Origin of the sequence: Kluyvera sp. EC_51, from assembly GCF_019584505.1 — a bacterium.
In the GTDB taxonomy this organism is placed as follows: Bacteria; Pseudomonadota; Gammaproteobacteria; order Enterobacterales; family Enterobacteriaceae; genus Kluyvera; species Kluyvera sichuanensis.
In genome coordinates this window covers 1-25,488 of record NZ_VDAG01000104.1, presented here as the reverse complement: position 1 = coordinate 25,488, position 25,488 = coordinate 1, and the positions used below count along the sequence as shown (strand labels likewise).

Annotated in this window: 25 protein-coding genes and 1 pseudogene; 11 read left to right on the top strand and 15 right to left on the bottom strand. The window is 54.6% G+C overall.

Going from position 1 to position 25,488, the window contains the following annotated elements:
- Nucleotides 1-344: 344 nt before the first annotated feature.
- Entirely contained in the window at nucleotides 345-971 is a 627-nt protein-coding gene (locus FHC49_RS19635; RefSeq protein WP_220440659.1) for a response regulator transcription factor, read from the top strand.
- Here FHC49_RS19635 and FHC49_RS19630 read toward each other — a convergent pair.
- Both FHC49_RS19630 and FHC49_RS19625 read right to left on the bottom strand, forming a co-directional pair.
- On the bottom strand, nucleotides 948-1,388 hold the full coding sequence (locus FHC49_RS19630) for a lysozyme (RefSeq protein WP_220440658.1): 441 nt from the start codon (nucleotides 1,386-1,388) through the stop codon (nucleotides 948-950). The two genes, FHC49_RS19635 and FHC49_RS19630, sit on opposite strands and share 24 nt — an antisense overlap.
- A 53-nt stretch (nucleotides 1,389-1,441) precedes the next feature.
- Nucleotides 1,442-1,987 carry a GNAT family N-acetyltransferase gene (locus FHC49_RS19625; protein ID WP_185667401.1) on the bottom strand — a complete coding sequence of 182 codons (546 nt, stop codon included), beginning with the start codon at nucleotides 1,985-1,987 and terminating at the stop codon, nucleotides 1,442-1,444.
- Nucleotides 1,988-2,123: 136 nt separating this feature from the next.
- On the opposite strand from FHC49_RS19625, the gene FHC49_RS19620 reads away from it, so the two are divergent.
- The gene (locus FHC49_RS19620) at nucleotides 2,124-3,716 is read left to right on the top strand and encodes an STY4199 family HEPN domain-containing protein (protein ID WP_220440657.1); all 1,593 of its coding nucleotides are present in this window, start codon (nucleotides 2,124-2,126) and stop codon (nucleotides 3,714-3,716) included.
- Nucleotides 3,717-3,776: 60 nt separating this feature from the next.
- Here the strand turns inward: FHC49_RS19620 and FHC49_RS19615 are convergent, their stop codons facing one another.
- The 5 genes from FHC49_RS19615 to FHC49_RS19595 all read right to left on the bottom strand — a co-directional run bounded on the left by FHC49_RS19615 (nucleotide 3,777) and on the right by FHC49_RS19595 (nucleotide 8,619).
- Nucleotides 3,777-4,664: a bestrophin family protein gene (locus tag FHC49_RS19615; protein ID WP_220440656.1), complete on the bottom strand. Its 888-nt coding sequence runs from the start codon at nucleotides 4,662-4,664 to the stop codon at nucleotides 3,777-3,779.
- A 3-nt stretch (nucleotides 4,665-4,667) separates the two neighbouring features.
- The gene (locus FHC49_RS19610) at nucleotides 4,668-5,087 is read right to left on the bottom strand and encodes a hypothetical protein (RefSeq protein WP_185667398.1); all 420 of its coding nucleotides are present in this window, start codon (nucleotides 5,085-5,087) and stop codon (nucleotides 4,668-4,670) included.
- 56 nt (nucleotides 5,088-5,143) lie between these two features.
- A complete protein-coding gene (locus FHC49_RS19605; protein ID WP_220440655.1) occupies nucleotides 5,144-6,031 on the bottom strand; it encodes a LysR family transcriptional regulator in 888 nt (295 codons plus the stop codon).
- A gap of 384 nt (nucleotides 6,032-6,415) precedes the next feature.
- A complete protein-coding gene (locus FHC49_RS19600) occupies nucleotides 6,416-7,504 on the bottom strand; it encodes a YncE family protein (RefSeq protein ID WP_220440654.1) in 1,089 nt (362 codons plus the stop codon).
- 170 nt (nucleotides 7,505-7,674) lie between these two features.
- Nucleotides 7,675-8,619: a LysR family transcriptional regulator gene (locus tag FHC49_RS19595; protein ID WP_220440653.1), complete on the bottom strand. Its 945-nt coding sequence runs from the start codon at nucleotides 8,617-8,619 to the stop codon at nucleotides 7,675-7,677.
- Nucleotides 8,620-8,737: 118 nt separating this feature from the next.
- Between FHC49_RS19595 and FHC49_RS19590 the strand changes: the two genes are divergently transcribed.
- Nucleotides 8,738-9,478 carry a MipA/OmpV family protein gene (locus FHC49_RS19590; protein WP_220440652.1) on the top strand — a complete coding sequence of 247 codons (741 nt, stop codon included), beginning with the start codon at nucleotides 8,738-8,740 and terminating at the stop codon, nucleotides 9,476-9,478.
- 146 nt (nucleotides 9,479-9,624) lie between these two features.
- Here FHC49_RS19590 and gorA read toward each other — a convergent pair whose 3' ends face one another.
- Entirely contained in the window at nucleotides 9,625-10,977 is a 1,353-nt protein-coding gene (gene gorA, locus FHC49_RS19585) for a glutathione-disulfide reductase (RefSeq protein WP_185667393.1), read from the bottom strand.
- A gap of 104 nt (nucleotides 10,978-11,081) precedes the next feature.
- Nucleotides 11,082-11,924, bottom strand: coding sequence for a 23S rRNA (adenine(2030)-N(6))-methyltransferase RlmJ (locus FHC49_RS19580; RefSeq protein ID WP_220440651.1), 843 nt, complete (start codon nucleotides 11,922-11,924; stop codon nucleotides 11,082-11,084).
- 193 nt (nucleotides 11,925-12,117) lie between these two features.
- Between FHC49_RS19580 and FHC49_RS19575 the strand changes: the two genes are divergently transcribed.
- Entirely contained in the window at nucleotides 12,118-13,389 is a 1,272-nt protein-coding gene (locus FHC49_RS19575; protein WP_220440650.1) for a phosphatase PAP2 family protein, read from the top strand.
- Here the strand turns inward: FHC49_RS19575 and FHC49_RS19570 are convergent, their stop codons facing one another.
- The gene (locus FHC49_RS19570; protein WP_220440649.1) at nucleotides 13,390-14,283 is read right to left on the bottom strand and encodes a LysR family transcriptional regulator; all 894 of its coding nucleotides are present in this window, start codon (nucleotides 14,281-14,283) and stop codon (nucleotides 13,390-13,392) included.
- 116 nt (nucleotides 14,284-14,399) lie between these two features.
- On the opposite strand from FHC49_RS19570, the gene FHC49_RS19565 reads away from it, so the two are divergent.
- The 3 genes from FHC49_RS19565 (at nucleotide 14,400) to rsmJ (ending at nucleotide 17,903) form a co-directional block, all read left to right on the top strand.
- Complete coding sequence (locus FHC49_RS19565; RefSeq protein ID WP_220440726.1) at nucleotides 14,400-15,014, top strand: LysE family translocator; 615 nt, start codon at nucleotides 14,400-14,402, stop codon at nucleotides 15,012-15,014.
- Nucleotides 15,015-15,099: 85 nt separating this feature from the next.
- Nucleotides 15,100-17,142: an oligopeptidase A gene (gene prlC / locus FHC49_RS19560; protein WP_220440648.1), complete on the top strand. Its 2,043-nt coding sequence runs from the start codon at nucleotides 15,100-15,102 to the stop codon at nucleotides 17,140-17,142.
- Nucleotides 17,143-17,150: 8 nt separating this feature from the next.
- Nucleotides 17,151-17,903, top strand: coding sequence for a 16S rRNA (guanine(1516)-N(2))-methyltransferase RsmJ (gene rsmJ / locus FHC49_RS19555; RefSeq protein WP_185667388.1), 753 nt, complete (start codon nucleotides 17,151-17,153; stop codon nucleotides 17,901-17,903).
- A 122-nt stretch (nucleotides 17,904-18,025) separates the two neighbouring features.
- On the opposite strand, the gene FHC49_RS19550 is transcribed toward rsmJ, so the two are convergent.
- Nucleotides 18,026-19,225: an NAD(P)/FAD-dependent oxidoreductase gene (locus tag FHC49_RS19550; protein WP_220440647.1), complete on the bottom strand. Its 1,200-nt coding sequence runs from the start codon at nucleotides 19,223-19,225 to the stop codon at nucleotides 18,026-18,028.
- 233 nt (nucleotides 19,226-19,458) lie between these two features.
- On the opposite strand from FHC49_RS19550, the gene FHC49_RS19545 reads away from it, so the two are divergent.
- Nucleotides 19,459-19,965: an Rrf2 family transcriptional regulator gene (locus FHC49_RS19545; protein ID WP_185667386.1), complete on the top strand. Its 507-nt coding sequence runs from the start codon at nucleotides 19,459-19,461 to the stop codon at nucleotides 19,963-19,965.
- A gap of 88 nt (nucleotides 19,966-20,053) precedes the next feature.
- Here the strand turns inward: FHC49_RS19545 and uspA are convergent, their stop codons facing one another.
- On the bottom strand, nucleotides 20,054-20,491 hold the full coding sequence (gene uspA, locus FHC49_RS19540) for a universal stress protein UspA (protein ID WP_035894835.1): 438 nt from the start codon (nucleotides 20,489-20,491) through the stop codon (nucleotides 20,054-20,056).
- 382 nt (nucleotides 20,492-20,873) lie between these two features.
- Here uspA and uspB point away from each other — a divergent pair, with 382 nt between their 5' ends.
- Nucleotides 20,874-21,209 (top strand): universal stress protein UspB, encoded by a 336-nt coding sequence (gene uspB, locus FHC49_RS19535; RefSeq protein ID WP_185667385.1) that lies wholly within the window; start codon nucleotides 20,874-20,876, stop codon nucleotides 21,207-21,209.
- 56 nt (nucleotides 21,210-21,265) lie between these two features.
- Here the strand turns inward: uspB and pitA are convergent, their stop codons facing one another.
- Nucleotides 21,266-22,753 (bottom strand): inorganic phosphate transporter PitA, encoded by a 1,488-nt coding sequence (pitA, locus tag FHC49_RS19530; RefSeq protein WP_185667384.1) that lies wholly within the window; start codon nucleotides 22,751-22,753, stop codon nucleotides 21,266-21,268.
- A 230-nt stretch (nucleotides 22,754-22,983) separates the two neighbouring features.
- On the opposite strand from pitA, the gene FHC49_RS19525 reads away from it, so the two are divergent.
- The gene (locus tag FHC49_RS19525; RefSeq protein ID WP_220440646.1) at nucleotides 22,984-24,174 is read left to right on the top strand and encodes an NAD(P)/FAD-dependent oxidoreductase; all 1,191 of its coding nucleotides are present in this window, start codon (nucleotides 22,984-22,986) and stop codon (nucleotides 24,172-24,174) included.
- A gap of 4 nt (nucleotides 24,175-24,178) precedes the next feature.
- On the opposite strand, the gene FHC49_RS19520 is transcribed toward FHC49_RS19525, so the two are convergent.
- Nucleotides 24,179-25,042, bottom strand: a complete 864-nt coding sequence (locus FHC49_RS19520) for a LysR family transcriptional regulator (protein ID WP_220440645.1) — start codon at nucleotides 25,040-25,042, stop codon at nucleotides 24,179-24,181.
- Between the two features lie 96 nt (nucleotides 25,043-25,138).
- On the opposite strand from FHC49_RS19520, the pseudogene FHC49_RS19515 reads away from it, so the two are divergent.
- Nucleotides 25,139-25,393: pseudogene (locus FHC49_RS19515) on the top strand (phenolic acid decarboxylase); the annotation flags it as partial.
- Here FHC49_RS19515 and FHC49_RS19510 read toward each other — a convergent pair.
- A partial coding sequence (locus FHC49_RS19510; protein WP_000851394.1) for an IS1 family transposase occupies nucleotides 25,391-25,488 on the bottom strand: 98 nt, incomplete at its 5' end. The pseudogene FHC49_RS19515 and the gene FHC49_RS19510 overlap by 3 nt on opposite strands.

Sequence of the window (25,488 nt, the reverse complement as noted above, 5' to 3'; positions counted from 1 at the left end):
CTTTGCTTTGCAAAGGCGTTATTTACCTATCGTGCGGAAAATAGTCTTAATCAGGAATTATTATTCCCTTTACTTCCGCCTATCCTCGCAATAACCTACATTCCCATTTAATTAATATTATCGTAGCGACACGATTATCTAATCCATTTCTTAATTAAAATATGATGATATATGTGAATGCGTAATGGTGGTGTGACGGTTGTAAGCATTCATAATTATGATGTTTAGAACGCCCGATATCTACGTAAAATGACCCAGGCCAAACGGCGAGTTCTTATTTCAGGTTGTGGGGATTACTCTGCACGCCATTAGAATTCGTTTTATTTTGATATGGGGAATCCATTATGCAGGTAGTGATGTTTGACAGGCAGTCAATATTTATTCATGGAATGAAAATCAGCTTACAGGAACATATTCCAGGAATTGATATTTCTGCTGTCAGTCAGGCCGATGACCTGTGGCGGCAACTGTTACAGCATCCAGATGCGCTGTTGATTCTTGACGGCGGCCTTGATCACGGCTTCTGCCAGTGGCTGCTGCAGGAAAAGCACCAGCAGTTTCCGGAGTCAAAGGGCATTATTATTGTGAATGATTATAACCGTGCCTGGCTGAACGATATGATGGCCTATAACCTACAGGCGATTATCCCCAGGGATGCCAGCGTCGAGATATTTGTACAGACGATCAAAAGCGTCCTGCGCGGTCTGATTTGCCTGCCGGGCGATTGGCGGATGGAGTATGAGCAGGAAAAACAGGGGTTGGATAATCTGAGCCAGCGCCAACGTGAGATATTATCACTGCTGGCCAACGGTGAATCGAATAAGGAAATCAGCCGAACGCTGAATATTAGCGCTGGCACCGTAAAAGCGCACCTTGAATCACTGTATCGCCGCCTGGGTGTTAAAAATCGCACGCAGGCCGCTATGCTGATGAATAATCAGGAAGCTTCAACTCATATCGCCACAGAATAACGCTGCTTCAGCCTGGCGCTGCGTCGCCAGGCTGGTCTGTGACGCCCCTTGTTGCTGCCAGAGCGCCAGCGCATCCGCCATATGGCCCTGGTTCATCTCACGCACGATAGTTGACTGCTGCACGGCTTCCGGCCCCAGGCTGAAGGCCAGCGACATCAGGGCATCGGACTGATGCTGGTTTAATGGCACCTTCATGCAACGGCGCAGCACCTGGTGATAATAATCCACGTCCTGCTGAAACAATTGCTCGGCCTGAGTGAGCGTAATCGGCCCATCAAAACGTTCCTGGTCGCGAATCAAATGCCCGTAGCCTACGATCCACAACCCATCTGCATCCTGATACTTTTCCAGCGACAGCCCCTGATACTGCTTAATTAGTTCCAGCCCTAGCAGGCTCGGCGTAGCGACATGTAACATCTTTGGCCCTCATTCAATGGAATGAGGAGTGTAAAAGAGTCGTCCAGACGGGACTATTGGCCGGATGTCCGAGACGTATCAAATTCATGACTCAGTAAGCCGAAAAGCCAGTCATTTTGCCATTGCCCGGCCAGAAAGTAGCTTTCGCGTAGCTCACCTTCCAGCATAAAGCCCTGCTTTTCCAGCGTACGTCGGGAGGCGATATTACCTGCGGTGACCGTCGCCGTCAGCCGTCGTATACCGCCATGCCGGAAGGCGTAGTCGCAGACCGCGTGCAGCGACTCGCTGCCATAGCCTTTTCCCTGAGCCTGTGGGGAAAACAAAAAACCAACCTCGGCGCAGTCACTATCACGATGGATATAGCCGGTGATCCCCAGCGGTGTTTGTGCAGCGTCGCGCACCACCAGACACAGCCAGTGTTCGGCCCCCGGCGTCCAGGGGGGCAGGCGTGCGTCGAAGGCTGCCCGAATCTCCTCTTCGCTTCGGCTATCTGCCACATAGCGCATTACCTGCGGGTGCTGCTGTAAGGCCAGGAAAAAGGACCAGTCGCTTTCGGTAATCAGGGTGCAGCTTAAACGTTCGGTGGTGAGCGCGATCATAATTTCTCATTCTGATAGGTGGCGCGGGACTGTTAATTTGCCTGAATTGCTCTATGGTGTAACGACAAAAATAACAAAGCAGTAACATATTAATCCTAAGGCTAAAAAACCTTGCTGTAGATTAAGGAATGGGAAAATGTCGACGTTATCGCGACAGGTTGGCCAGCAGTATGAGCATTGCCTGAGCGTGATTCGCCAGGCCTCGATGGAGATCCTCACGCTGCTTAAGCTGCGCGTGACGGAGGGCAAAGATCCCCGTTGGTTTCTGGAACAGCTCGATCAGGCGCGATTGAACCTTGGCGGCTGGGGCGCGGTGGCCCAGCGGCTTAACATTAACGACAGCCAGTTGAGCGAATTTATGCTCCAGCTGCGTCATCTTCAGCAGGGCATTCCCTCATATGAACATGGGCAGACGGCCACCGAAAATCAGCTGATTGCGGCTGAGCGCTTTGTTATGACGCTGGAACAGATAAAACAGCAGCAGCCGCTGCTGATGTTTACCACCGGCTACGCCAGCGATGCGGAACAGCTGCAAGAGCAGGCGGAGCGACAAATTCGCACGATCCACCTTACGCTACGTGGGCTGGTGATGCAGGTCTGGCCGGATATTCCTCATCTCCATCAGTATCTTAGCGTTCAGTTTGGTTCTCACGAAGTGATGCGCTGGCGTTCTCGAAGCCCGACGGAAAGCGTGCTTGATGGCATGACGTTTAGCGAGCTGGCGCTGTTGATTGTCGATAAAAAGGCCTTCTCCCGTCACTACTCTTCGCTTTTTAATCATGCCGCGTCGCTGACCTTTCTTGCCGAACAGCGCCTGACGCTGCATACCTTTCTCGAAGATGTTCGCCGGATGCGTAATAAGGTGCTGGCGCATCATTTGCTGACGGAGGTTGAGTGTCAGTTGTTAGATCTCTATACCGAACAGGTCACCACGCCGGTACAGCACGCCTACGAGCAAGGGCGTACGCGCGTCAATCCCGCTAGCCTGATGGCGGCAGACGGTAGTGAAATTCAGCGTTACTGGACGCTTGCACGGGATTATGCGCATGCCTGGGGCGTTGATGGAAAGCCCATTGCTGACAGCATTGAACGCCTGTCTCATAAGGCGCGTGAGCGTTCTGATACGCGTGAGCGAATTGCCGCAGCCGTACTGTGGGGAGCGGTTGCCGTGACGGTGCTGGGGATGGCGCTTGGCGGTATCAGCCTGTTGACTTCCGAACCGACGTCGCGGCCGTACGTCGAGCCGCCACCGCCGGTTACCGTGGCACAAGCAGAGAGTACAACGACGGCCTCTCCTCGCGATCTGCTGGCCCGGCGCGGGATCTTATGGGATCGCAATGCGCTACGGGCGGCTATCGATCGTAATGATCTTGAGGTGACGACGCTGTTTTTACGCGGCGGGATGACCTGGCAGCTCGCCTGGACGGACTCGGCGATGGCGGCCCAGCACGAAGAGGTGCTGAATCTGCTGTTGCGCTACCACCTGCAAATGGATGAACTGAAACCCTGTCGCCGGTTTATCAATACGCTCACGCTCGAACTGTCGCGCGGCGCTCAGCTCAGCGCGATTCGAAAATCTTATCTACAGGCGTTTTGCACCACTCCCGCCGTGGTGGCGCGTCAGCGTCTGGCGGTGGATAACGCTCAGCAGCGCAGTAAAGCAACGGGCGATGCTGAAAGCAAAAAGTGGCTGACGATTCAGAAATCGGTCTACGATGTGATCCGCTGAAAACAGGACCATACCGCTCCCTCTCCCGGTGGGGAGAGGGCCATGGTGAGGGGGGAAACCTTAAAGCAGCCGGTAGTTGGCGTCCGGCGCCATTTTTGTTGGTATCAGACTGTCTTTCATCATCTCCCGCAGGTCTATCTCAATCGCATTGCAAATCGCGTTAAGCGGCAGGTCGTTATCTTCAGTACCGAATGGGTCTTCCAGTTCGGTCGCGATAGCGTCGAGCGCCAGCAGCGCGTAGGTGGTAAAGATAGAAAACAGCAGGGTCATAAAGCCAAAATCATGGATCAGCAGCAGCGGATATACGGCGCAAAAAATGCCCACCGTCCGGTGCAGCAACAGCGAGTAGGCATAGGGAATCGGCGTGTTGCTGATGCGCTCGCAGCCGCCCTGGATGGTACTCATCTGATTGAGATAATGATTGAAATTGCGATAGATAAACTCATCGGGCCGATGCAGATACAGCCACTGCCCAATATTTTGCAGCAGGGCGTTGCAGGGGGTGGTGAGATGCTGATAGTCCAGCGCGCGCGAAACCGGCACCGGCCCATGACGCAGCTTGGCTTTTAACGTGGCGCAATAGGTAACAATCAGGTCCAGTACCGCCATTTTTTCTTCTGGGCTCGCCTTGGTGGTATTGATGACCTCGCGCATCAGCGACCGGCTCACGATGAGCAGATCGCCCCACAGTTTGCGTGCTTCCCAGTAGCGCAGCCAGGCCGTGTTGTTGCGAAAGCCGATAAACACCGATATCGAAATCGAGATACCGATAAAGTAAAACGAGCTCTCCTTGGCGATGATGCCGTGCAGATTTAAGAGCGGTAGCACATACAGATAGACGATATTCAGCATGATAAAGAAACAGAGCTGAGGAGAAATTTTTCTCATGATGGAACCGCGCCATGAGAATAATTTCCGCAGCCAGGTTTGCTCCGGCCTGACGATCATGATTTACGCCTTCTCTGGGGACAGCGCTAAAATAGAGTCGTAAACCACCTGCAGGCGCTCCAGGTAATGGGCAAACACGCTGGCTTTATCATTAATAGAAATGTGGCGGTCCAGGTTACCCTGCATGTCGATACAGGCGGATGGAAGTTCAATGCGGCCAAGCTCGGCGGATTCCACTTCGAAATGGATCTCGATTTCGCCAAAAAGGCGTGTGCGAATAATATTGATGTAGACGCCATCGAAAACGCACACGCAGAGACGGCCTTTTTCGCTCGGCTGAATATAGTGATGATACTGCCGCCCGGTCGTGGTGATTTGCGTGATAAGCTCCATGGAATAGAGATTCCAGTATTTGTCCATTTTATTTTTCTGATTAAAAATGAGCAGCGATTTTTCTTCTGGCGAAATAGTACAAATAGTCATTATCTTAACTTATCGAGATGAGTGGTTGGAAAAATAGTTAATATCGCCACGGGAGATTACATGGCATTTTGTATCACGTTATACTGGGTCACAAAGTTAATATAGTCGCGAAGCACCGTAGGGTTATGCGTTTTGCTCTGATAGATCATCCAGAGATCTATTTTTTGAACATCCCACTGTGGCAATAGCGTGACCAGTTGGGCGCTTTGCAAATACGGCTTAACAATATATTCGGGTAAAATTGCTACCCCGGTTCCCTGCAGCGTTTGCTGCAAAATATAGGTCAGGTTGTCGCTGGTATGGCGCAACGGCATTGCTAATTCATAAGACTCATCGTGCTGGAATAGCGCAATACTTTTCCAGGTCTGGTGCGTAATCAGTTCACAGGACTGTAGCGCCTCAGGGTGCTGAATATCGTGCGCGGCCTGGTACTGCGGCGTACAGACGATAAAGCGGTTAAATGTCCCGAGGAAGCGGCCAATACAGGTGTCATCAGACGGCTTACCGATACGGTACGCCACGTCAAACTCACTGCCAACGTTGCCATAGAAAGAGTCTGCGGTAATTATCTGTAGCTCAATGTTGGCATGCGTTTGCAGGAACTGATGGTGCACGGCGGGTAAAATGCTCGCCATAAATCCCGGCGGGGCAATAATCTTCAGTTTCCCACCGGTCTGATTATGCAGCGCCTGCACCGTTTTATCGCCGCGTACGCTGGCATCGACCACTTCATGGCAGTAGGCCAGATAGCGCTCGCCGTCGGCGGTTAGCGATATTTTTCGCGTCGTGCGATTCAGCAACCTGACGTTGAGATACTCCTCAAGAGCACTAATTCGCTGGCTGATACGCGACTTTGTCATACCCAGTTCAGCGGCGGTTTTGGTAAATGAACCGTTTTCTACGAGAAGCGCAAAAAGCGCCATATCCTGAACGTGCTTGAGCATAACTTAACCTTAATGTACGACAGCGCGAAATTATACGGAGGGGGCATGGCGCTGTATATACCGGATTGTTTAATAAAGAAGACCGAATTGTTTAATTAATCGCACTCACAAAATAACATACTTTAGATATGATCGGCATGGCAATAAGCATCAATAATAAAGTATTAACTGAATGCCTATAATGGGTTATAAAAATAATCAATGATGATTATTTTAGCTGATTATTATCCTGGCGGTGATGGCGGTGATGGCGGGGTTAAAAAACGGTATAAAAGAAAGCGAATAATAAACGCATGTTTCTAAAGCGTAAATAATGCAGGCCGGGTGAGAGAAACGCCATCCGGCACGATGTTGTACCGTACCGGATGGGGTTAGTACGGCAGGTTAGTTCAGCACAATGCGCGCTACGCTATCCGGCCCTTTCGTCGAGTAGTCTTTATTAAAGTCCTGCTTCAAGGTCACGTACAGCGTGTTGCCGTCATCGGAAAGCAGCAGGCTGTTCGGATGAGTGGTGAAGTCCCAGCTCTGCTTCACGGCATAGCTGGTGGCATCGAGGCGCAGCACCTTCTTCGACTCACGCTGGCTGATAAAGAGCTCATTGCGCTTCGCGTCAAACTTGATGCCCAGTGCATCACCCTCAATGCGTTTAATGACCTTACCGGTGTGCTCATCAAACACCAGCGTGGTTTTAGCTTTCGAATCATCAGTGACGAACAGACGGCCGGTTTTCGGGTCTTCCGCCATATTCAGCAGCAGGTACTCTTTGCCGTCGCCCGGCGTCCAGCGCTGCTCAATTTTGTAGCTTTGTGGGTTGATAACCAGCACTTCGCCAGCGCCGTTGGTCGCGTAAATACGTTTTGTCACCGGTGAGTAGATGATGCCGGTAACCCATTTGCCCGCGTTATCAATTCGCGCCTTCTGGGTCATGGTTTTGGCATCTACCACCGAGATAAAGCCCGGGTCGGCCACGCGACCGATAAACAGCAGGCCGTTATGGAACAGCACTTCACGTGCGCCTGCCGGGTTGCCGTCTTTGCCTTTTCCATCCAGCGTCAGACGCTGCAGTACCTTGCCGCTTTTAGCCTCTACTTTTGACACGCCACCATCCAACGAGTTGGTGACGTAAAACGTTTTGCCGTCGTCATCGACCGCCGTGCCAAAGTTTTTCAGGTCAGTATGGGTGGTACCCGTGACGGCAAGGGTGGTGGGATCGAGGCGATAAATCACGCCGCCGTTGACGTCTTTAAAGCTCTGAGCGCTGGCAACAAATAGCGATTTCTCGCCGGAGAACAGCGCCATTTCGTACAAGCCATCGCCCAGCTCATGTTGAGTGACGGAAGCGGCTGTTTTCAGCGCGGCGGCGCTTTCGGCAGGCTGTGCATTTTCGGCGAAGGCGGGCAGTGCAGGGAGGATAAAAGCGGCGACAAGCGCGGCGCAGAGCGCCGTTTTGCGCGGGCTGAATAACGATACCATTCGAAACTCCATCATGAGATAAACGGTTCCCGACCGGGGTAGAGCGACGGCGGGATTTTTTAATAAGAATGAGAATAATTATTATTTATCACAAATAAGACGTTTCGACGACCGCCATTTTTCGGCGGCGTGGACACAGAGGGTTTTTGAGCCGCGTTAAAACGAGTGGTTTATCCCTGTCGTGGCTGGGCCACCTGGCGACGAAGCTCCTCCAGAACTTCATCCAGAATAAACTGCACTCGCCACGGCTGGTATTCACGTTTGCGGTAGATAGCCACCAGATCGAGCCACCATTCGTACTGTTCGGCGAAGCATGGGGCGAGCACCCCGGATTGAATATCGACCTGTACGCTACTTTTCGGAGCAAATACAATCCCAAGCCCGTTGCGCGCTAACTCCAGCGCCGACTGTGTGTTATCGCAGATATAGTTGCCGGTGACGCGAAAATCGCGGATCTCCTGGCTTCCCGCGAGGCTAAAACGCCAGATATTGGCATTATTAATCAGCATCGAATCCATCAGAATGCAGGAATGCTTGTCGAGGTCATCCGGCGAGGTGATAGGGTGCTCCATCAGATACTGGGTGCTGGCGTAGGCGCTGACCGCATATTTCGCGATAAAACTCGCCACCAGGGATTCATTTTTGGGCTGAACGCAGGAAATTAAAATATCGCAATCATCGGGAAATTCAGAACCTTCATAAAATGATTTTCGTTCCAGATTGAACGTTTTCAAATATAGGCTGATATTGCCGATATCTTTTATGGTATTGACCACGTTACGTGCCAGATAGGCGTTAATCATGGTCGGTGAGTAAATGGTGACGCGGCCATTTTTCTCATGCTTATAGTCAGCCACGAAATTATTAAGCTGGTTTTCTTTTTCCAGCAGATCGTTAACGTAGGGAAGCAACGACTCACCAAAGCGGGTTAGGGTGAGCTTACGCGAGGAGCGCTCAAAGATTTTAAGCCCCACTTTTGCTTCAACATCAGAGAGGTAGCGACTGACGTTGGCCTGCGCCATGCCCAGCACGGTAGCGGCGTGGCTGATATTTTCGCTGGCGGCCACCACCGAAATTATTTTTAATTCCTGAGGCTTAATCTGAAGTTTCTTCATTGCCCGGCTCTATATATAAATTGATATAGATCTATATAAATATTGAGATTGCATCAATATTAATACGAATATTATCATATTTGACATCAGGATATTATATTAGGTTGGAACAACGGGAATGTCAATTAAGCGTAATGCTGCGCTACTGTTATCGCTCTCTTTTATTTCAGGTGCATCATCGGCGGCGCTATCGGTTGGGGCAGGTGCGGTATTTAATGAATCTATTTATCGCGGGTATAATGAAAATACTCATGCGGTGCCTATCGTTAATTATGAAGGTGATTCATTTTATATTCGTCAAACCACGTTAGGCTATGCGCTATTTAAAAATCAGCGCGATGAAGTCAGCCTGACGGCTTCCTGGCTGCCGCTCACCTACGACCCGTCGGATAACGACGATAGCGCCATGAAGCTGCTGGATAAGCGTAATAGCACCGCAATGGCCGGTGCGACGTGGTATCACCATGAAAAGTGGGGAAGCCTGAAGGTGTCGGCGGCGGCAGATATTCTGGATAACAGCAACGGCTGGGTCGGTGAGCTCTCTTATTTCCGCGTGCTGCCAATGGGTCGGCTGGCGATTATCCCTACGCTGGGGGTTTATTACTATGACGATAGCTTCAACCGTTATTACTACGGCGTATCGGGCGCGGAATCCCGCCGCAGCGGGTTAGCGCAATGGTCGCCGGGCAGCAGTTGGATGCCGTACGTTGGGCTGACGATGAAGTACCCGCTGACCAACAACCTGATGCTGACGGCTAACGCGAGCTATAGCGTGCTGCCGGATGAGATTAAAAATAGCCCGATGGTTGATCGTGATGGGAGTTTTACCGTGCTGACTGGGGTGAGTTGGCGGTTTTAGTGCTCGGAGCAATCCCGGCGGCGCTTCGCTTGGCCGGGCTACACGCTCATGTAGCCCGGGCGAGGCGTTTACGCCGACCCCGGGGGAAAGCCCGCACAAAAAAAGCCAGACATCCGTCTGGCTTTTTGTCGTTCAAGCAATCTGCCTTAGCGCATGGTCACAAACTCTTCCGCCGCCGTAGGGTGAATCGCCACGGTGTTGTCGAAGTCTTTCTTGGTGGCGCCCATTTTCAGCGCCACGGCGAAGCCCTGCAGGATTTCATCCATGCCGAAGCCAATGCCGTGAATACCGACGATCTTCTCTTCCGGGCCAACGCACACCAGCTTCATACGGCACGGCTGGCGGTGCGAGGTGACGGCGGTGTACATGGCGGTGAAGGAGGATTTATAGACCTTCACGGCGTCGTCGCCATACTGCTCGCGCGCCTGCGGCTCGGTTAAGCCCACGGTGCCGATTGGCGGGTGGCTGAAGACCACGGTCGGGATGTTGCTGTAGTCCAGATGCTCATCCGGCTTGTTGTTAAACAGACGCTCGGAGAGGCGACGGCCTGCGGCCACTGCCACCGGGGTCAGCTCTACCGCACCGGTGTTATCGCCCACGGCATAAATGCCAGGAACGCTGGTGTTCTGGAACTTATCAACGACGATGTAGCCTTTATCGTTGGTTTTCACGCCCGTTGCTGCCAGGTTGAAGTTATCGTTCGCCGGTTCGCGACCAATCGCCCAAATCAGGCAGTCAACGGTCTGGCTGCGGCCATCTTCCAGCTCCAGGGTCAGGCTGCCATCGGCATTTTTGACCACGGCTTTTGGAATGGCGTTAGTGTGCAGCTGCGGGCCTTCGGCGTTCATCACCTCAACCAGTGTCTCGACGATTAACGGGTCGAAGCTGCGCAGTGGCGCGTGTTTACGTACGAACAGATGGGTTTCAGCACCCAGGCCGTTGATCACGCCCGCCAGTTCCACGGCGATATAGCCCGCGCCCACCACGGCAACGCGCTTCGGCAGTGCCGGAAGCTCGAAGAAACCGTTGGAGTCGATACCGTATTCCACGCCTGGAATATTCGGGTGACTTGGACGGCCGCCGGTGGCGATCAGGATATGATCGGCAGTGATCGTCTCACCGTTCACTTCGATGGTTTTCGCGTCAACAAAGCGCGCAAAGCCTTTGATTACGTCAACCTTGTTCTTACCCAGCACGTTGTCGTAAGAAGTATGAATACGGTCGATGTAGGCGGTGCGGCTAGCCACCAGTTTATCCCAATCGAAGTTGTTGATGGTGGTGTCGAAACCGTAGTCCGGGCCATACATGTGAATCGCTTCGCGAATCTGCGCGGCATGCCACATCACTTTTTTCGGTACGCAGCCGACGTTAACGCAGGTACCGCCGAGATCTTTGGCTTCGATTAACGCACACTTCTGGCCATACATGGCTGCGCGGTTAATGGAGGCGATACCGCCGCTGCCGCCGCCAATGGCGATGTAGTCGTAATGTTTGGTCATGGCCGCTCCTGAATGTTCAATGTTGAGCGGGTGAGCATCATGCTACCCGCCAAAATACTCGCGATTGTATACCTGAAGCTGATAGGTTCCACCGATGCCTGCGATTACTCCGGCACGATCCAGTTTACCAGCGTGTGCCCGGTACCTGCCGGAACCAGCTTGCTGTGCAGCCATGGCAGTACGTTGTTCATCTGTGCTTCCAGCTTCCATGGCGGGTTAATCACAATCATGCCTGAGGCGGTCATGCCGCGCTGATCGCTGTCCGGGCGTACCGCCAGCTCAATTTGCATGATTTTGCGAATGCCGGTCTCTTCAAGGTCGCGGATCATGCGCTTGATTTGCTGACGCAGCACGACCGGGTACCACAGGGCATAGGTGCCGGTGGCAAAACGCTTGTAGCCATCGTTGATCCCGCTCACGACCGCCTGGTAGTCAGTTTTAATTTCATACGGTGGGTCGATAAGAATCAGGCCGCGGCGAGAAACCGGCGGTAGCTTGGATTTCAGCTGCTGGTAGCCGTCGGCACGATCAACGCGGGCGCGATTATCTTTCTGGAATTCAGCGCGCAGCAGCGGGAAGTCGCTTGGGTGCAGCTCGGTCATCTGCAGGCTGTCCTGCTCACGCAGCAGCTGGCGGGCAATCAGCGGGGAGCCAGGGTAGTAGCGCAGCTGGTCGGTGCGGTTGAAGTGTTTGACCACGGAGATGTACGGCACCAGCTCTTCCGGCAGGTCGTCCTGCTGCCAGATGCGGGCGATCCCTTCCAGGTATTCCCCGGTTTTTTCGGCGTGCTCGCCACTCAGCTGATAGCGGCCTGCCCCGGCGTGGGTGTCCAGATAGAGAAACGGTTTTTCTTTCTCTTTCAGCGATTCAATGATCAGACTCTGAACGGTGTGTTTTAAAACGTCGGCGTGGTTGCCTGCGTGAAAGCTGTGGCGATAACTGAGCATGGGTGCGGATATTCCGGGAATTAAACAAGATAGCTGACAGTTTACCGCAGATCCGGGCAGATTACCGCTGTAGCGCGGCGTCGTTTCTATTTGTGGCAATAATGTTGCAAAACATGAACGTGTCATAAAAACGTCAAGTGACGGGTTTAGCGTCAACGGCAGGCAAGGTAATTGTTTGAATAAAAGGAAAATAATGAAACTGCAAATCACACTGCTGGCCGCTGCGATGGCGCTGGCGATGCCGGTACTGGCAAAAGACGTGTCCGTGAATCAGGCGGCGGCTATCGCTAACACCGTTACCCCAACGGCGGTCAGCCCGGCGTTTGATGCGCTGGAAGGGCAATCACTGACGGCGCTGCGCGCGGCGCTGAAAGGGGACGCGCCGACGCTCACCCGCGACCAGCTGGAAAAAGCGAAACAGAACAAAACGCAGGCCGATAAAGCCTGGCTGAAGGCCAGCGGCTATGACTTCCAGACCAAAGCTAACCAGCAGGCGGGTATCGCGCTGCTCTCAGCATTCAGTAGCCTGCCAGAGACGGTGGTGAAGCAGAACCTGGCAACGGTGACCGATATTAACCGTGATGCGACCCAAACCGCCCGCCACCAGGCGCTGGCGGATGCGGAAGGCATCAACCACCTCTACTTCCTGAGCGACGCGATGGGCCCACGGCTGGGCAAAGCGTTTATCGCCGCTTACGACAAAGGTGAACTCAGCAAAGCGGCGGCGCTGATTAAAGCCTCTGAAGTGAGCACCAGCGCGGCGAAAAAACACTTCAACAATCCGCGTCCGTTCCTGATTCAGGGCAACACCATTCACCTCGTGCCGGACGACGTGGTGATTAAAGATAACCATCCGTATACCGCCGACGGCGGCTCGTTCCCAAGCGGACACACCAATACCGGCTACACCGACGCGCTGCTGATGGCGGAGATGATCCCGGAGCGTTTTGACGCGCTGGTGACCCGTGGTGCGCGCTATGGTTACTCGCGTATCGTGCTCGGCGTGCACTACCCGCTGGACGTGATGGGCTCCCGTATGGTGGCGCAACGTAACGTCGCCCACTACCTGAACGATGCGAAGTACCGCGCGCTGTTTAACGAAGCTCGCGACCAACTGCGTGCGGCGCTGGAAAAAGAGTGCGGCACGACGCTTGCGGAGTGCGCAAAAACGGCAGGCAAAGATGACCCGTACCGCGACCCGGCGATGCGTGACTTCTATCGCTTCACCATGACCTACGACCTGCCGCAGCAGAAGGGTGAAAAACAGAGCGTTACGGTGCCGCAGGGCGCTGAAGTGCTGCTGGAAGCGGCGCTGCCGAATCTCTCTGCCGCACAGCGTCGCGCGCTGATGGTGAAAAGCGCGCTGCCGGCGGGCTATCCGCTTTCAGGCACCACCGCCGACCAGCAGTTCTGGCAGCGTCTGAACCTGCCTGCCGCCTATGAAATGGCGAAAAAGCCGCACTGATTAGCGCAGCATGTTGAGGGAAGGCGGTACCGGCTGCGGTATCGCCTTTTTTAAATGTGCATAAAGTCTGTCGATATCCGGGGTCTGCGACGATCCCTGCGGCCACACCAGCCAGTAACCATCCCCCGTAGCAACGGCATCGTTAAAGGGCAGCGTCAGCAGTTCGCTGGTGAGTGCCTCCTGGCTCAGCAGTAAGTCGCCAATCGCCACGCCGTGTCCACCAATCGCGGCCAGATAGCCCTGCTCAAGGGTATCGAAGACCTTGCCGCGAGCGGTATTTAGCCCTGGCCATTGCCCGGTTCGCTTCAACCAGCGTCGCCAGTCGCGGCGATCCGGAGAGGGGTGAATCAGCTCGCAGCGCTCGAGATTTTTCCTGGCCTGCTTGGTGAGCCCTGGGGCGCAGATAGGCACCAGCCACTCCTCAAACAGCAGCTGACTTTGTGTCCCGGCGCCAAATTGGCCGTCGCCCAGTAAAATCGCGCAGTCGTAGGGTTCGTGGCTGAAATCAACCGTGTCGGTATCCATCCACACGCTGGAGAGCGCGATTTGCGGTGAGGTGAGCGGTTGCAGCGCTGCCAGCAGCCAGCGCATGGTTAGCGTGGAGGGCGCCTTTACGCGAAGCTCGCGGCGACGTCGGCCAAAGGCCTCACAGGCCCGCTCCAGACTTTGAAAACCTTCGCTGAGCTGCGTTGCCAGCGCTTGTCCGGCGTCGGTCACGGTGACGCGCGGCCCGTGTCGCTGAAAAAGGGCGCAGTCAAACCACTGCTCCAGCGTGCGGATATGGCGGCTCACCGCCCCAGGCGTGACGTTGAGTAATTCAGCGGCTTTGCTGAATGAACCTAAGCGAGCGGCGGCTTCAAAAGCGCGCAGAGCGTACAGCGGGGGGAGCGACATGGTGATTATCTATTGTGAGTTTTACTCACATTGAAGCGTAGTTTTTTCCGTTTTTCAACGCGCCTACCCCGCCGAATAATGGCGGGCACTGGCTCGTTAATCGTAGGGAGAAAATGATGAATATGGCTCTGCTCGCCGCCTATATGCTGGCGGTACTACTGCTGCTTGCGACGCCCGGCCCGGTGGTGGCGCTGGTTATGGGAACGGCGGCGCGGGAGGGGAGTCGTCGGGCATTTATGACAGTTCTCGGTACTAACAGCGCATCGCTGATGCTGATGGTGTTGGCAGCCTTGATGCTGCTCGGTGTGGTGGCGTTGTCGCCGGTCATGCTGTCTCTGCTGGGCGTTCTTGGCTCACTTTATATCGGCTGGAGTGCCGTCAGTAGCCTGATGCACAAAGCGCAGGGTGTCGAGGCGGTACCCGCGCGCGGCGGCCTGCTGAAGGGCTTTCTGGTCGGTATTTCAAACCCAAAGGACATTCTCTTTTTTGTCGCCTTCTTCCCGCAGTTTATTGCCATCACGGACGACTTTACCCTGAGCATGCTGACGCTCTCGCTGGTGTGGGTGGTGTTTGATATTACCGTTCTGTCGCTCTATATCCTGACGGTTCAGCGCCTGTTGTCGGGAAGGTATGCTCTCCGCCTCGAACGCCTCTCAGCGCTGTTTTTACTGGCGGTTGCGCTGTTCGGCATTGTTTACAACGTCGGTGAAATGAGTGCCCACTATCATTGAAATTCCCCCAACTATCCCCCATTCTAGATCTATCGCTAAAGCGCCGCTGAGCGCTTCATTTCTTTCTTAGACCAGGACTGCGCATATGACCAATCCATTACTGACCCCCTTCGACCTACCGCCGTTTTCCCAGATTCAGCCCGAACATGTTGTCCCTGCCGTGACCAAAGCACTGAACGACTGTCGTGAGAATGTGGAACGCGTAGTGGCGCAGGGCGGGCCGTATAGCTGGGAAAACCTCTGCCAGCCGCTGGCGGAAGTGGACGACGTGCTGGGGCGCATCTTCTCGCCAGTGAGCCACCTGAACTCAGTCCAGAACAGCCCGGAACTGCGTGAAGCCTATGAGCAGACGCTGCCGCTGCTGTCGGAATACAGCACCTGGGTCGGTCAAAACGAAGGGCTGTACAACGCCTACCGCGACCTGCGTGACGGCGATAACTACGCCACCTTGAACACCGCGCAGAAAAAAGCGGTCGATAACGCGCTGCGTGATTTTGAATTGTCCGGAATCGGCCTGCCGAAAGAGAAACAGCATCGCTACGGCGAAATTGCGACCCGCCTGTCCGAGTTGGGCAACCAGTACAGCAACAACGTGCTTGATGCCACCATGGGCTGGAGCAAGCTGGTGACCGATGAAGCTGAACTCTCCGGCATGCCGGAAAGCGCGCTGGCCGCGGCGAAAGCCCAGGCTGAAGCCAAAGAGCAGGAAGGTTACCTGCTGACGCTGGATATCCCGAGCTACCTGCCGGTGATGACCTACTGCGACAATCAGGCACTGCGTGAAGAGCTGTACCGCGCCTACTCCACTCGCGCCTCCGACCAGGGGCCGAACGCCGGTAAGTGGGATAACACCCCGGTGATGGAAGAGATTCTGGCGCTGCGCCACGAGCTGGCTCAGCTGCTGGGCTTTGAAAGCTACGCCTTTAAATCGCTCGCCACCAAAATGGCGGAAAATCCACAGCAGGTGCTCGACTTCCTGACGGATCTCGCCAAACGCGCTCGTCCGCAGGGTGAGAAAGAGCTGGCCCAGCTGCGCGCTTTCGCCAAAGCTGAATTTGGCGTCGACGAACTGCAGCCGTGGGATATCGCCTACTACAGCGAAAAACAGAAACAGCATCTCTACAGCATCAGCGATGAGCAGCTGCGCCCATACTTCCCGGAAAATAAAGCGGTTAACGGTCTGTTCGAAGTGGTTAAGCGCATTTACGGCATCACCGCTAAAGAGCGTACCGACGTTGACGTCTGGAACCCGGAAGTGCGCTTCTTCGAGCTGTATGACGAAAGCAACGAACTGCGCGGCAGCTTCTACCTCGACCTGTACGCCCGCGAACACAAGCGCGGCGGGGCGTGGATGGATGACTGCGTTGGCCAGATGCGTAAACTCGACGGCACGCTGCAAAAACCGGTCGCCTACCTGACCTGTAACTTTAACCGCCCGGTGAACGGCAAACCGGCGCTGTTTACCCATGACGAAGTGATCACCCTGTTCCATGAGTTCGGCCACGGCCTGCACCACATGCTGACCCGCATCGAAACTGCCGGTGTGTCCGGTATCAGCGGGGTGCCGTGGGATGCGGTCGAGCTGCCAAGCCAGTTTATGGAAAACTGGTGCTGGGAGCCGGAAGCGCTGGCGTTTATCTCCGGCCACTATGAAACCGGCGAACCGCTGCCGAAGGAACTGCTGGATAAAATGCTGGCGGCGAAAAACTACCAGGCCGCGCTGTTTATCCTGCGTCAGCTGGAGTTCGGTCTGTTCGACTTCCGCCTGCACGCCCAGTACAACCCGCAGCAGGGTGCGAAAGTGCTCGAAACGCTGGCCGAAATCAAGAAACAGGTCGCCGTGGTACCAGGCCCGACCTGGGGTCGTTTCCCGCACGCGTTCAGCCACATCTTTGCCGGTGGCTATGCGGCGGGCTACTACAGCTACCTGTGGGCCGACGTGCTGGCGGCAGATGCCTTCTCTCGCTTTGAGGAAGAGGGGATCTTCAACCGTCAGACTGGGCAGTCGTTCCTCGACAACATCCTGACCCGCGGTGGTTCTGAAGAACCGATGGCGCTGTTCAAACGCTTCCGTGGCCGTGAGCCTCAGCTGGATGCAATGCTTGAGCATTACGGGATCAAAGGCTGATTGTTGTCGTGAAAATCTGCTTAATTGATGAAACGGGCGCCGGAGACGGCGCCTTATCTGTTCTCGCCGCCCGCTGGGGGCTGGAACAGGATGACGACAACCTGATGGCGCTGGTGATGACCCCGGAGCATCTGGAACTGCGTAAACGCGATGAGCCCAAGCTTGGCGGTATCTTCGTCGATTTTGTCGGCGGGGCGATGGCGCACCGACGCAAATTCGGCGGCGGTCGCGGTGAAGCGGTGGCGAAAGCCGTGGGCGTGAAAGGCGGTTATCTGCCGGACGTGGTGGATGCGACGGCGGGGCTGGGGCGCGATGCCTTTGTGCTGGCCTCCGTTGGTTGTCGCGTGCGGATGCTGGAGCGTAACCCGGTGGTGGCGGCGCTGCTCGACGACGGCCTGGCGCGTGGCTACGCGGACCCGGAGATCGGCCCGTGGTTGCAGGAGCGGCTACAGCTAATTCATGCGTCCAGCCTGACGGCGTTAACCGATATCAGCCCGCGTCCGCAGGTGGTGTATCTTGACCCGATGTTCCCGCATAAGCAGAAAAGCGCGCTGGTGAAGAAAGAGATGCGCGTGTTTCAGTCGCTGGTGGGGCCGGATTTGGATGCGGATGGTTTACTGGAACCGGCGCGTCAGTTGGCAACCAAACGCGTGGTGGTGAAACGCCCGGATTACGCCCCGCCGTTGGCGGACGTGGCGACGCCGAATGCGGTGGTCACCAAAGGGCATCGGTTTGATATTTATGCGGGGACGGCGGAGTAATTTTACCCCTCACCCTAACCCTCTCCCCAGGGGGGAGAGGGGACCGATCGTGCGGTTTGCACCCTCTGCTTTCTCCCTCGCCCCTTTGGGGAGAGGGCCGGGGTGAGAGGGCTTGCACAATCTTAAACAAACGGTGCCAGCGGATCCGCAATCTCAAACGCCACCGCACGATCCGCTTTCGGCGGATAAATCAGCTCGCTGACAATCGACACTTTCAGCTTCTTCGCCTCTTCACGCTTGAGCTTCACCTGCTGATCCCAGCCTTCGCTATACACCGCACCCCATGCGCCCAGATCCAGACAGGTCACATACATCTCCTGGCGATACGGCAGCGGTGCTACGTCCAGCACGCTTGCCGCGGCGTTGTTCCCGGCAAATTTGCCCAGCAGAATGGCGTGCTGGCAGGTCATCAGCGCGTGGTTGCCTTTGTCATCGGTCGCGGCGTAAGCCACATCGCCAGTCGCGTAGATATCGTTATGGCCCAGCACCTGCAGGTTGCCGTTGACGTGCAGACGCCCCTGACGGTCGCGCGGCGCATCAATCTGTGCGGTCAGCCCGTTGGCCTGTACGCCGACGGTCCAGATAACGGTTTGCGAGGCGATAACCTGGCCATCTTTCAGCGTGACGCCGGAGGCATCCACGCTCTCCACTTCCGCGTTCACCAGCCACTCCACGCCCAGTTCGGCGGAGGCTTCGATAATCACGTCGCGTAATTCCTGGCTCCAGCGGCCGCCCGGCTGCGCGCCGCGCTCAACTACGACAACTCTGGTCTTAGCATCTTCACCCAGAATTTCACGCAGACGGCCAGGAAGCTCCAGCGCCATCTCAATCCCGGTGAAGCCACCGCCGCACACCACCACGGTGTTACGCGCTTCGCTTTCTGGCTGGCCAGCCAGATCTTTCAGATGCTGTTCCAGGACCGTCGCGCTTTCCAATTGGTCGAGGTCGAACGCGTGTTCGGCGGCGCCGGCAACGATATCGCGGTTTACATGGCTGCCGCTGGCAAGTACCAGGCGGTCGTAGTGGCGCAGGCGCACTTCACCGTTCTCATCTTTCCAGCTCACCTCTTTTGAGGCCGGGAGGATCTGCTCAACGGTGCCGCGCAGGAACTTAACGCCGGTGACGTCGAACAGCGGCATCAGTGGGGAAACCAGCGTCTGAACGTGGCTTTCATAAAAACGCGGACGCACGCGCAGCTCTGGCTGTGGCGCAATCACCGTAATATCAACGGCCTGCTGGTGTTTGTCTGCCAGACGCGCGGCGCTCAGCGCTGCCCACATACCGGCAAAACCGGCACCGACGATCAGAATTTGTTTACGCATTAGGTTTGTCTCACTGGTGACTACGATTAATTGACTCGGATTTTATTTGTCGTAGTTAAAGATTGCAACGTGATTCGCTTCAGCAAACGCATCAGAAGACACATTTTTAAATTATCTATTTGATATTTAATTAATTAAATTTTTATGTGTTCAGTATTTATGCTTGCTATCTGGAATGCGTCAGATGAAAAAGCTACAATAACTCAGATTAATTTTGGCTGAGATAAGAGCGCATGGCATTCTACAGTTCTGGGGTTGAGTACGGCATACATAGTCTGATGTGCATGGTGGACGGCAAAGGTGACGCCCGCGATATGAGCGTGCGTGAAATTGCCGAACTGCAAAGCGTGCCCTACGACTATCTGGCCAAAATCTTTACTCGCCTGTCGAAGGCCGGGCTGGTGCGCAGCATCGAAGGGAAGGGCGGCGGTTTTCAGCTGGCGAAACCGGCTGAAGACATTACGGTGCTGGACGTGGTCAACGCGATCGATGGCGATAAGCGTATTTTTGAGTGCCGGGAGATTCGTCAGCGTCTGGCGGTGTTTGATGAGCAGCCGCCGGAGTGGGCCTGTGAAGGTATCTGTGGCGTGCGCTCGGTGATGGACATGGCGCAGCAGCGGATGGAAGAGGCGTTAGGCCAGCATACGATTCTGGACCTGGCGCGTAAGATGTACCGCAAAGCACCGGATACGTTCGTGGTAGAGGTACAAGAGTGGATTGCCGGGCGGAAAAACGCGTGAACTAAGTAGCCCGGCCGAACGCAGTGACGCCGGGGAAAACCCCCCGGAGTCGGCGCTGGTGCGCCTCGTCCGGGCTACTGAATCAGATTTACTCTTCTTCGTCGTCACGCAGTGGAACAATCAGCATATCAACGTGAACGGTGTTGATCAGCTGACGAGCAGAAGACATCAGTTTGCTCCAGAAATCCTGGTGATGACCGCAAACAACCAGGTCCATATCGTATTTCTTGATAGCATCAACCAGCACCTGACCCAGGTCGCCGCTACCGCTCAGGGTTTCGGTGATTGGGTAGCCCGCACCGGTAGAGAGTTCGCTCAGCGCGTGATGGGTCTCTTCAGAGATACGTTTCTGCATATCGCCCAGATTGACATCAATCAGCCCGGTGTAGAGATCGGAATAGTTCACGTCAACGTGAATCAAAGAGACTTTCGCATTGTAAGGGCGAGCCATTGATACCGCTTTCTCCACCAGAACTTTGCTTTCTGGTGAAAGGTCGACGGCGATAAGAATGTGTTTGTAAGCCATAGTGTTACTCCTTCCATAAAGTTGTCGATGACTGTTGGACCAGACAGCCCATGCGCTGTCCCTTGCCCGCGTCCTGCGTGCTATCTGCGCGGGGTTTGCCCTTAAAGACCTAATTGTAGAAGATATTTCTACCTTATAGTGGCCTTGGGGCGCCGTCAATGCATCCGGTTCGCCAATTAGTTAAACAAATTTTTCAATCTTACGTATTGATAACGATTAACCTTGTGGTAAAAAATTTAACTGATCTTCTACACTATTTAATGAGCCGATCGAATAAATAAACGTGATCGGAATCGCACTCTTTTACTGAGGTGTTGGTGGGAAATTGGGGAGCGGTATGCCCTGGGGGATATCTCTGAGGGCTGGTCGCCGGGGAGGAGTTATGATCAGCACGATTGCGCTGTTTTGGGCCCTGTGTGTCGTTTGTGTGGTGAATATGGCACGTTACTTCTCGTCACTACGTGCGCTATTGGTGGTACTACGAGGTTGCGATCCCTTGCTCTATCAGTATGTCGATGGCGGTGGCTTTTTCACCTCCCACGGCCAGCCGGGCAAGCAGATGCGCCTGGTCTGGTACATTTACGGGCAGCGTTACCTCGACCATCACGACGATGAGTTTATTCGCCGCTGCGAACGCGTTCGCCGTCAGTTTATTTTGACCAGTTCGCTCTGTGGATTGGTGGTCATCAGCTTAATTGCGTTGATGATTTGGCACTAAGTAAAAAAAAACGGGCCAGTTTCCTGACCCGTTTTTATGTTTTTATCGCCGCTGACTTAGATAAGCTTCAGCGAGATCCAGTACAGCACGCCGGACAGAATGATAGAGGCCGGCAGGGTGAAGACCCAGGCCATCAGAATGTTGGTCACGGTTTTACGCTGTAACCCGCCGCCATCAACCAGCATGGTACCCGCCACGGAAGAGGAGAGTACGTGCGTCGTGGAGACCGGCATCCCGGTATAGCTTGCCAGACCGATGGACACCGCAGAGGTCATCTGTGCGGACATACCCTGAGCGTAGGTCATGCCTTTCTTACCGATTTTTTCACCGATAGTGGTGGCAACGCGACGCCAGCCGATCATGGTACCAATGCCCAGTGCCAGTGCGACCGCCATAATAATCCAGATTGGCGCGTACTCAATGGTGCTCAGCATGTCGGTTTTCAGCTTCTTCAACAGACGCTGATCGTCGGCATTCACTTCCGGCATCTTGGCCACTTTATCGGTGGTATCAGAGATGCAAAGCATGATGCGACGAAGTTGACCGCGCTGCTCTACCGAGAGTTTATCGTAGCTCTCGATTCCCGACAGCATTGCCTTGGTACGCTCAAGCGCGTTCATGGTATTAGCCGGGTGGCAATGGAACTCAGTGGCTTCCAGTGCTGCAGGGGTTAACGGGTCAGCGCTGTTCTGTACTTTCAGCAGCAGTTCAGGACGCTGCTGGAAGAAGGTTTCAACGTTGTTGACCGCATCGCGGGTACGAGTGATTTCGTAGCCGGAAGCGTTCATGTTAACCACGAAGCCTGCCGGAGCAACGCCAATCAGTACCAGCATCACCAGACCAATGCCTTTCTGACCGTCGTTCGCGCCGTGGGAGAATGCCACGCCAATCGCGGAGAGGATCAGAGCAATACGGGTCCAGAACGGCGGCTTTTTCTTACCGTCTTTCTTTTCACGTTCAGCAGGAGTCAGGTGGATACGGGCGCGTTTTTTGGTGCCGCTCCAGAAACGACGCAGCAGGAAAATCAGACCGCCAGCAAAGACCAGACCCACAATTGGTGACACGATCAACGACGCGAAAATGTTAATCACTTTCGGGATGTTGAGTGCATCAACCACGGACGTTCCGGTCATCATCGCATTGGTTAAACCAATACCGATAATGGCACCGATAAGCGTGTGGGAGCTGGACGCAGGCAGACCAAAATACCAGGTGCCGAGGTTCCAGATAATAGCCGCCAGCAGCATGGAAAAGACCATGGCGAGGCCGTGAGCGGAGCCCATATTGAGCAACAGATCCGTCGGCAGCATATGCACGATGGCATAAGCTACACTCAGGCCGCCCAACAGAACGCCGAAGAAGTTAAAGATCGCAGCCATCGCCACAGCAAGCTGTGAACGCATAGCGCGAGTATAAATTACGGTAGCCACTGCGTTAGCCGTATCGTGGAAGCCGTTAATCGCTTCGTAGAAAAGAACAAACAACAGTGCCAGTACTAACAACAGCCCGGTATGTAAATCCAGACCAGCAAACAAATGTAACATAGGACGTTACGCCATTTTGAGGACATGAACGCGCGGCATTATCAGGGACATTGGCGGCGCGGGCAAAGTGAAATCTCTATTTTTTTTGATATTTATCCATGTAATTTTAAAGGTAGAAAAGAATTATTTATTTTGTATCAATCGGATAAGTCGGGTTTGTCTATATTTCACTGGTACGACTTCGGTGAAAAATTTACAATTCCCGACAATACCTAAGTTGAGGATAGTGCGTGGAAAGGTTTGATGCCATTGTAGTAGGTGCCGGAGCGGCAGGAATGTTTTGTGCCGCCATGGCGGGGCAGGCAGGGCGCCGCGTTTTGCTGTTAGATAACGGTAAAAAACCAGGGCGTAAAATCCTCATGTCCGGCGGCGGTCGCTGCAATTTTACTAACCTTTATGTCGAACCCGCGGCATATCTGAGCCAGAACCCGCATTTTTGCAAATCTGCGCTGGCGCGCTATACCCAATGGGACTTTATCGACATGGTCGGCAAGCACGGTATTGCCTGGCATGAAAAGACCCTCGGGCAGCTTTTCTGCGATGACTCCGCCGATCAGATCGTAGCGATGCTGGTCGCCGAATGCGAAAAAGGCAACGTGACCACGCGCCTGCGCAGCGAAATACTGAGCGTCACCCGTGACGACGAAGGCTACACCCTGCAGCTCAACGGTGATGAAGTGTCGGCGGATAAGCTGGTGATTGCCAGCGGCGGCCTGTCGATGCCGGGCCTTGGGGCGACACCGTTCGGTTATAAAGTTGCCGAGCAGTTTGGTCTGAAGGTGCTGCCTACTCGCGCGGGCCTGGTGCCGTTTACGTTGCACAAGCCAATGCTCGAACAGCTGCAGGTGCTTTCCGGCGTGTCGGTGCCGTCGGTCATCACCGCGCAGGACGGCACGGTGTTCCGCGAAAGTCTGCTTTTCACCCACCGTGGCCTATCTGGCCCCGCAGTGCTGCAAATCTCAAGCTATTGGCAGGCGGGCGAGTTCGTGAGCATTAATTTACTGCCGGATATCGACCTGGCAGACTTCCTCGACGTTCAGCGTGCCGAGCACCCGAACCAGAGCCTGAAAAACACGCTGGCGATGCAGCTGCCGAAACGGTTGGTTGAATGCCTGCAACAGCTTGGACAAATTCCTGACGTCACCCTTAAGCGGCTGAACGTTCGCGAGCAGCAAATGCTGGTCGATACCCTGACCGACTGGCGCGTACAGCCAAACGGCACCGAAGGCTATCGCACGGCGGAAGTGACGCTGGGCGGCGTGGACACCAATGAACTCTCTTCACGCACCATGGAAGCAAAGAAAGCGCCGGGGCTGTACTTTATCGGCGAAGTGATGGACGTGACCGGCTGGCTGGGCGGTTATAACTTCCAGTGGGCGTGGTCCAGCGCCTGGGCCTGTGCGCAGGCGCTGGCGGAATAATGGATTAATGCTGCTGACTAAAAAGCTGTAATAGCATCTCTACCTGTTCGTCGAGCGGGGCTAAATCCCGTTTGACGATCAGATGCAGCGGCGTGGCGCGTCGTACACCGTGGCTGAGCGGCAGCGTTTTTAACATCCCCTGCGCCAGCTCGTTCTGAATTCTCTCCTCCGGCAGCCAGCCGTATCCCACTTGATACATCACCGCGTCAATCGCGGCATCAATGGTTGAAAAGGTCCACGCGTCGCGCCCGGCCTGGCTGCCGCTGTCGTTATCGGCAATGCGAATCAGCGGCCAGGGGCGCAGTTGTTCGTCGTTGAGCGGGCCCTCCAGGTTGAAGAGGGGATGATCGCGATGGGCGACGGCGACAAAATCGATATTCATCAACCATTCACCGCGCCCGGTGATGTCCTGACGGCGGGTCAGCACCATCACGTCCGCTTCAGCCTGAATCACATCGTTACCGCTGGCGTTCTCCAGCACTTCGGTTAAGCGCACCTGCGTTTGCGGATAGCGCTGCTGAAACTGGCGCAAAATGGCGAATAGCCGCTCGCGAGGGAAAATACTGTCGACCACTAAATCCAACCGGGTGCGCATGCCTTCACGCAGCGTGGCGGCGCGGGTCTCTACCCAGGCGAAGGCCTTAAGTAGCGGTTTGACCTGCGCGAGCAGCAGCTCACCGGCCGGGGTTAACACCGCCCGGCGGCCTTCAGGGATAAGCAGCGCTACGCCAAGACGTTCCTGCAATAATGCCAGGTTGTAGCTCACCGACGACTGGCTACGGTGAGTCTCTTCAGCCGCCTTTGCAAAGCTGCCCAGCTCCACCACCTTCTCCAACAGTGCCCATTGTTCCAGCGTCGTTTTATGCATAATTGATTTAAAAAGTAGATGGGTTTCATTGAAACATAGCGTTATTCATTTACTTTTTAAAGCAATAAGATCTCTGCATCGACACAAGGAGATTACATTATGAGCAACTTTGATAAACACGATCTGAGCGGTTTCGTTGGCAAACATCTGGTATATACCTACGATAATGGCTGGAACTACGAGATTTACGTTAAAAACGACCACACCCTTGATTACCGTATTCACAGCGGCATCGTGGCGAATCGTTGGGTGAAAGATCAGCAGGCCTACATTGTTCGCGTTGGCGAAAGCATCTACAAAATTTCCTGGACCGAGCCGACCGGTACCGACGTCGGTAATGACTCCAACTTATTGATAGTGTTTTATGTTCAGATAATGCCCGATGACTTTGTCATGCAGCTCCACCGATTTTGAGAACGACAGCGACTTCCGTCCCAGCCGTGCCA

Excerpts from the sequence above, each read along its gene's own strand:
- FHC49_RS19635 (WP_220440659.1), top strand. The coding sequence starts at position 345 with ATGCAGGTAGTGATGTTTGACAGGCAGTCAATATTTATTCATGGAATG.
- FHC49_RS19630 (WP_220440658.1), bottom strand. The coding sequence starts at position 1,388 with ATGTTACATGTCGCTACGCCGAGCCTGCTAGGGCTGGAACTAATTAAG.
- FHC49_RS19625 (WP_185667401.1), bottom strand. The coding sequence starts at position 1,987 with ATGATCGCGCTCACCACCGAACGTTTAAGCTGCACCCTGATTACCGAA.
- FHC49_RS19620 (WP_220440657.1), top strand. The coding sequence starts at position 2,124 with ATGTCGACGTTATCGCGACAGGTTGGCCAGCAGTATGAGCATTGCCTG.
- FHC49_RS19615 (WP_220440656.1), bottom strand. The coding sequence starts at position 4,664 with ATGATCGTCAGGCCGGAGCAAACCTGGCTGCGGAAATTATTCTCATGG.
- FHC49_RS19610 (WP_185667398.1), bottom strand. The coding sequence starts at position 5,087 with ATGACTATTTGTACTATTTCGCCAGAAGAAAAATCGCTGCTCATTTTT.
- FHC49_RS19605 (WP_220440655.1), bottom strand. The coding sequence starts at position 6,031 with ATGCTCAAGCACGTTCAGGATATGGCGCTTTTTGCGCTTCTCGTAGAA.
- FHC49_RS19600 (WP_220440654.1), bottom strand. The coding sequence starts at position 7,504 with ATGGTATCGTTATTCAGCCCGCGCAAAACGGCGCTCTGCGCCGCGCTT.
- FHC49_RS19595 (WP_220440653.1), bottom strand. The coding sequence starts at position 8,619 with ATGAAGAAACTTCAGATTAAGCCTCAGGAATTAAAAATAATTTCGGTG.
- FHC49_RS19590 (WP_220440652.1), top strand. The coding sequence starts at position 8,738 with ATGTCAATTAAGCGTAATGCTGCGCTACTGTTATCGCTCTCTTTTATT.
- gorA (WP_185667393.1), bottom strand. The coding sequence starts at position 10,977 with ATGACCAAACATTACGACTACATCGCCATTGGCGGCGGCAGCGGCGGT.
- FHC49_RS19580 (WP_220440651.1), bottom strand. The coding sequence starts at position 11,924 with ATGCTCAGTTATCGCCACAGCTTTCACGCAGGCAACCACGCCGACGTT.
- FHC49_RS19575 (WP_220440650.1), top strand. The coding sequence starts at position 12,118 with ATGAAACTGCAAATCACACTGCTGGCCGCTGCGATGGCGCTGGCGATG.
- FHC49_RS19570 (WP_220440649.1), bottom strand. The coding sequence starts at position 14,283 with ATGTCGCTCCCCCCGCTGTACGCTCTGCGCGCTTTTGAAGCCGCCGCT.
- FHC49_RS19565 (WP_220440726.1), top strand. The coding sequence starts at position 14,400 with ATGAATATGGCTCTGCTCGCCGCCTATATGCTGGCGGTACTACTGCTG.
- prlC (WP_220440648.1), top strand. The coding sequence starts at position 15,100 with ATGACCAATCCATTACTGACCCCCTTCGACCTACCGCCGTTTTCCCAG.
- FHC49_RS19550 (WP_220440647.1), bottom strand. The coding sequence starts at position 19,225 with ATGCGTAAACAAATTCTGATCGTCGGTGCCGGTTTTGCCGGTATGTGG.
- FHC49_RS19545 (WP_185667386.1), top strand. The coding sequence starts at position 19,459 with ATGGCATTCTACAGTTCTGGGGTTGAGTACGGCATACATAGTCTGATG.
- uspA (WP_035894835.1), bottom strand. The coding sequence starts at position 20,491 with ATGGCTTACAAACACATTCTTATCGCCGTCGACCTTTCACCAGAAAGC.
- uspB (WP_185667385.1), top strand. The coding sequence starts at position 20,874 with ATGATCAGCACGATTGCGCTGTTTTGGGCCCTGTGTGTCGTTTGTGTG.
- pitA (WP_185667384.1), bottom strand. The coding sequence starts at position 22,753 with ATGTTACATTTGTTTGCTGGTCTGGATTTACATACCGGGCTGTTGTTA.
- FHC49_RS19520 (WP_220440645.1), bottom strand. The coding sequence starts at position 25,042 with ATGCATAAAACGACGCTGGAACAATGGGCACTGTTGGAGAAGGTGGTG.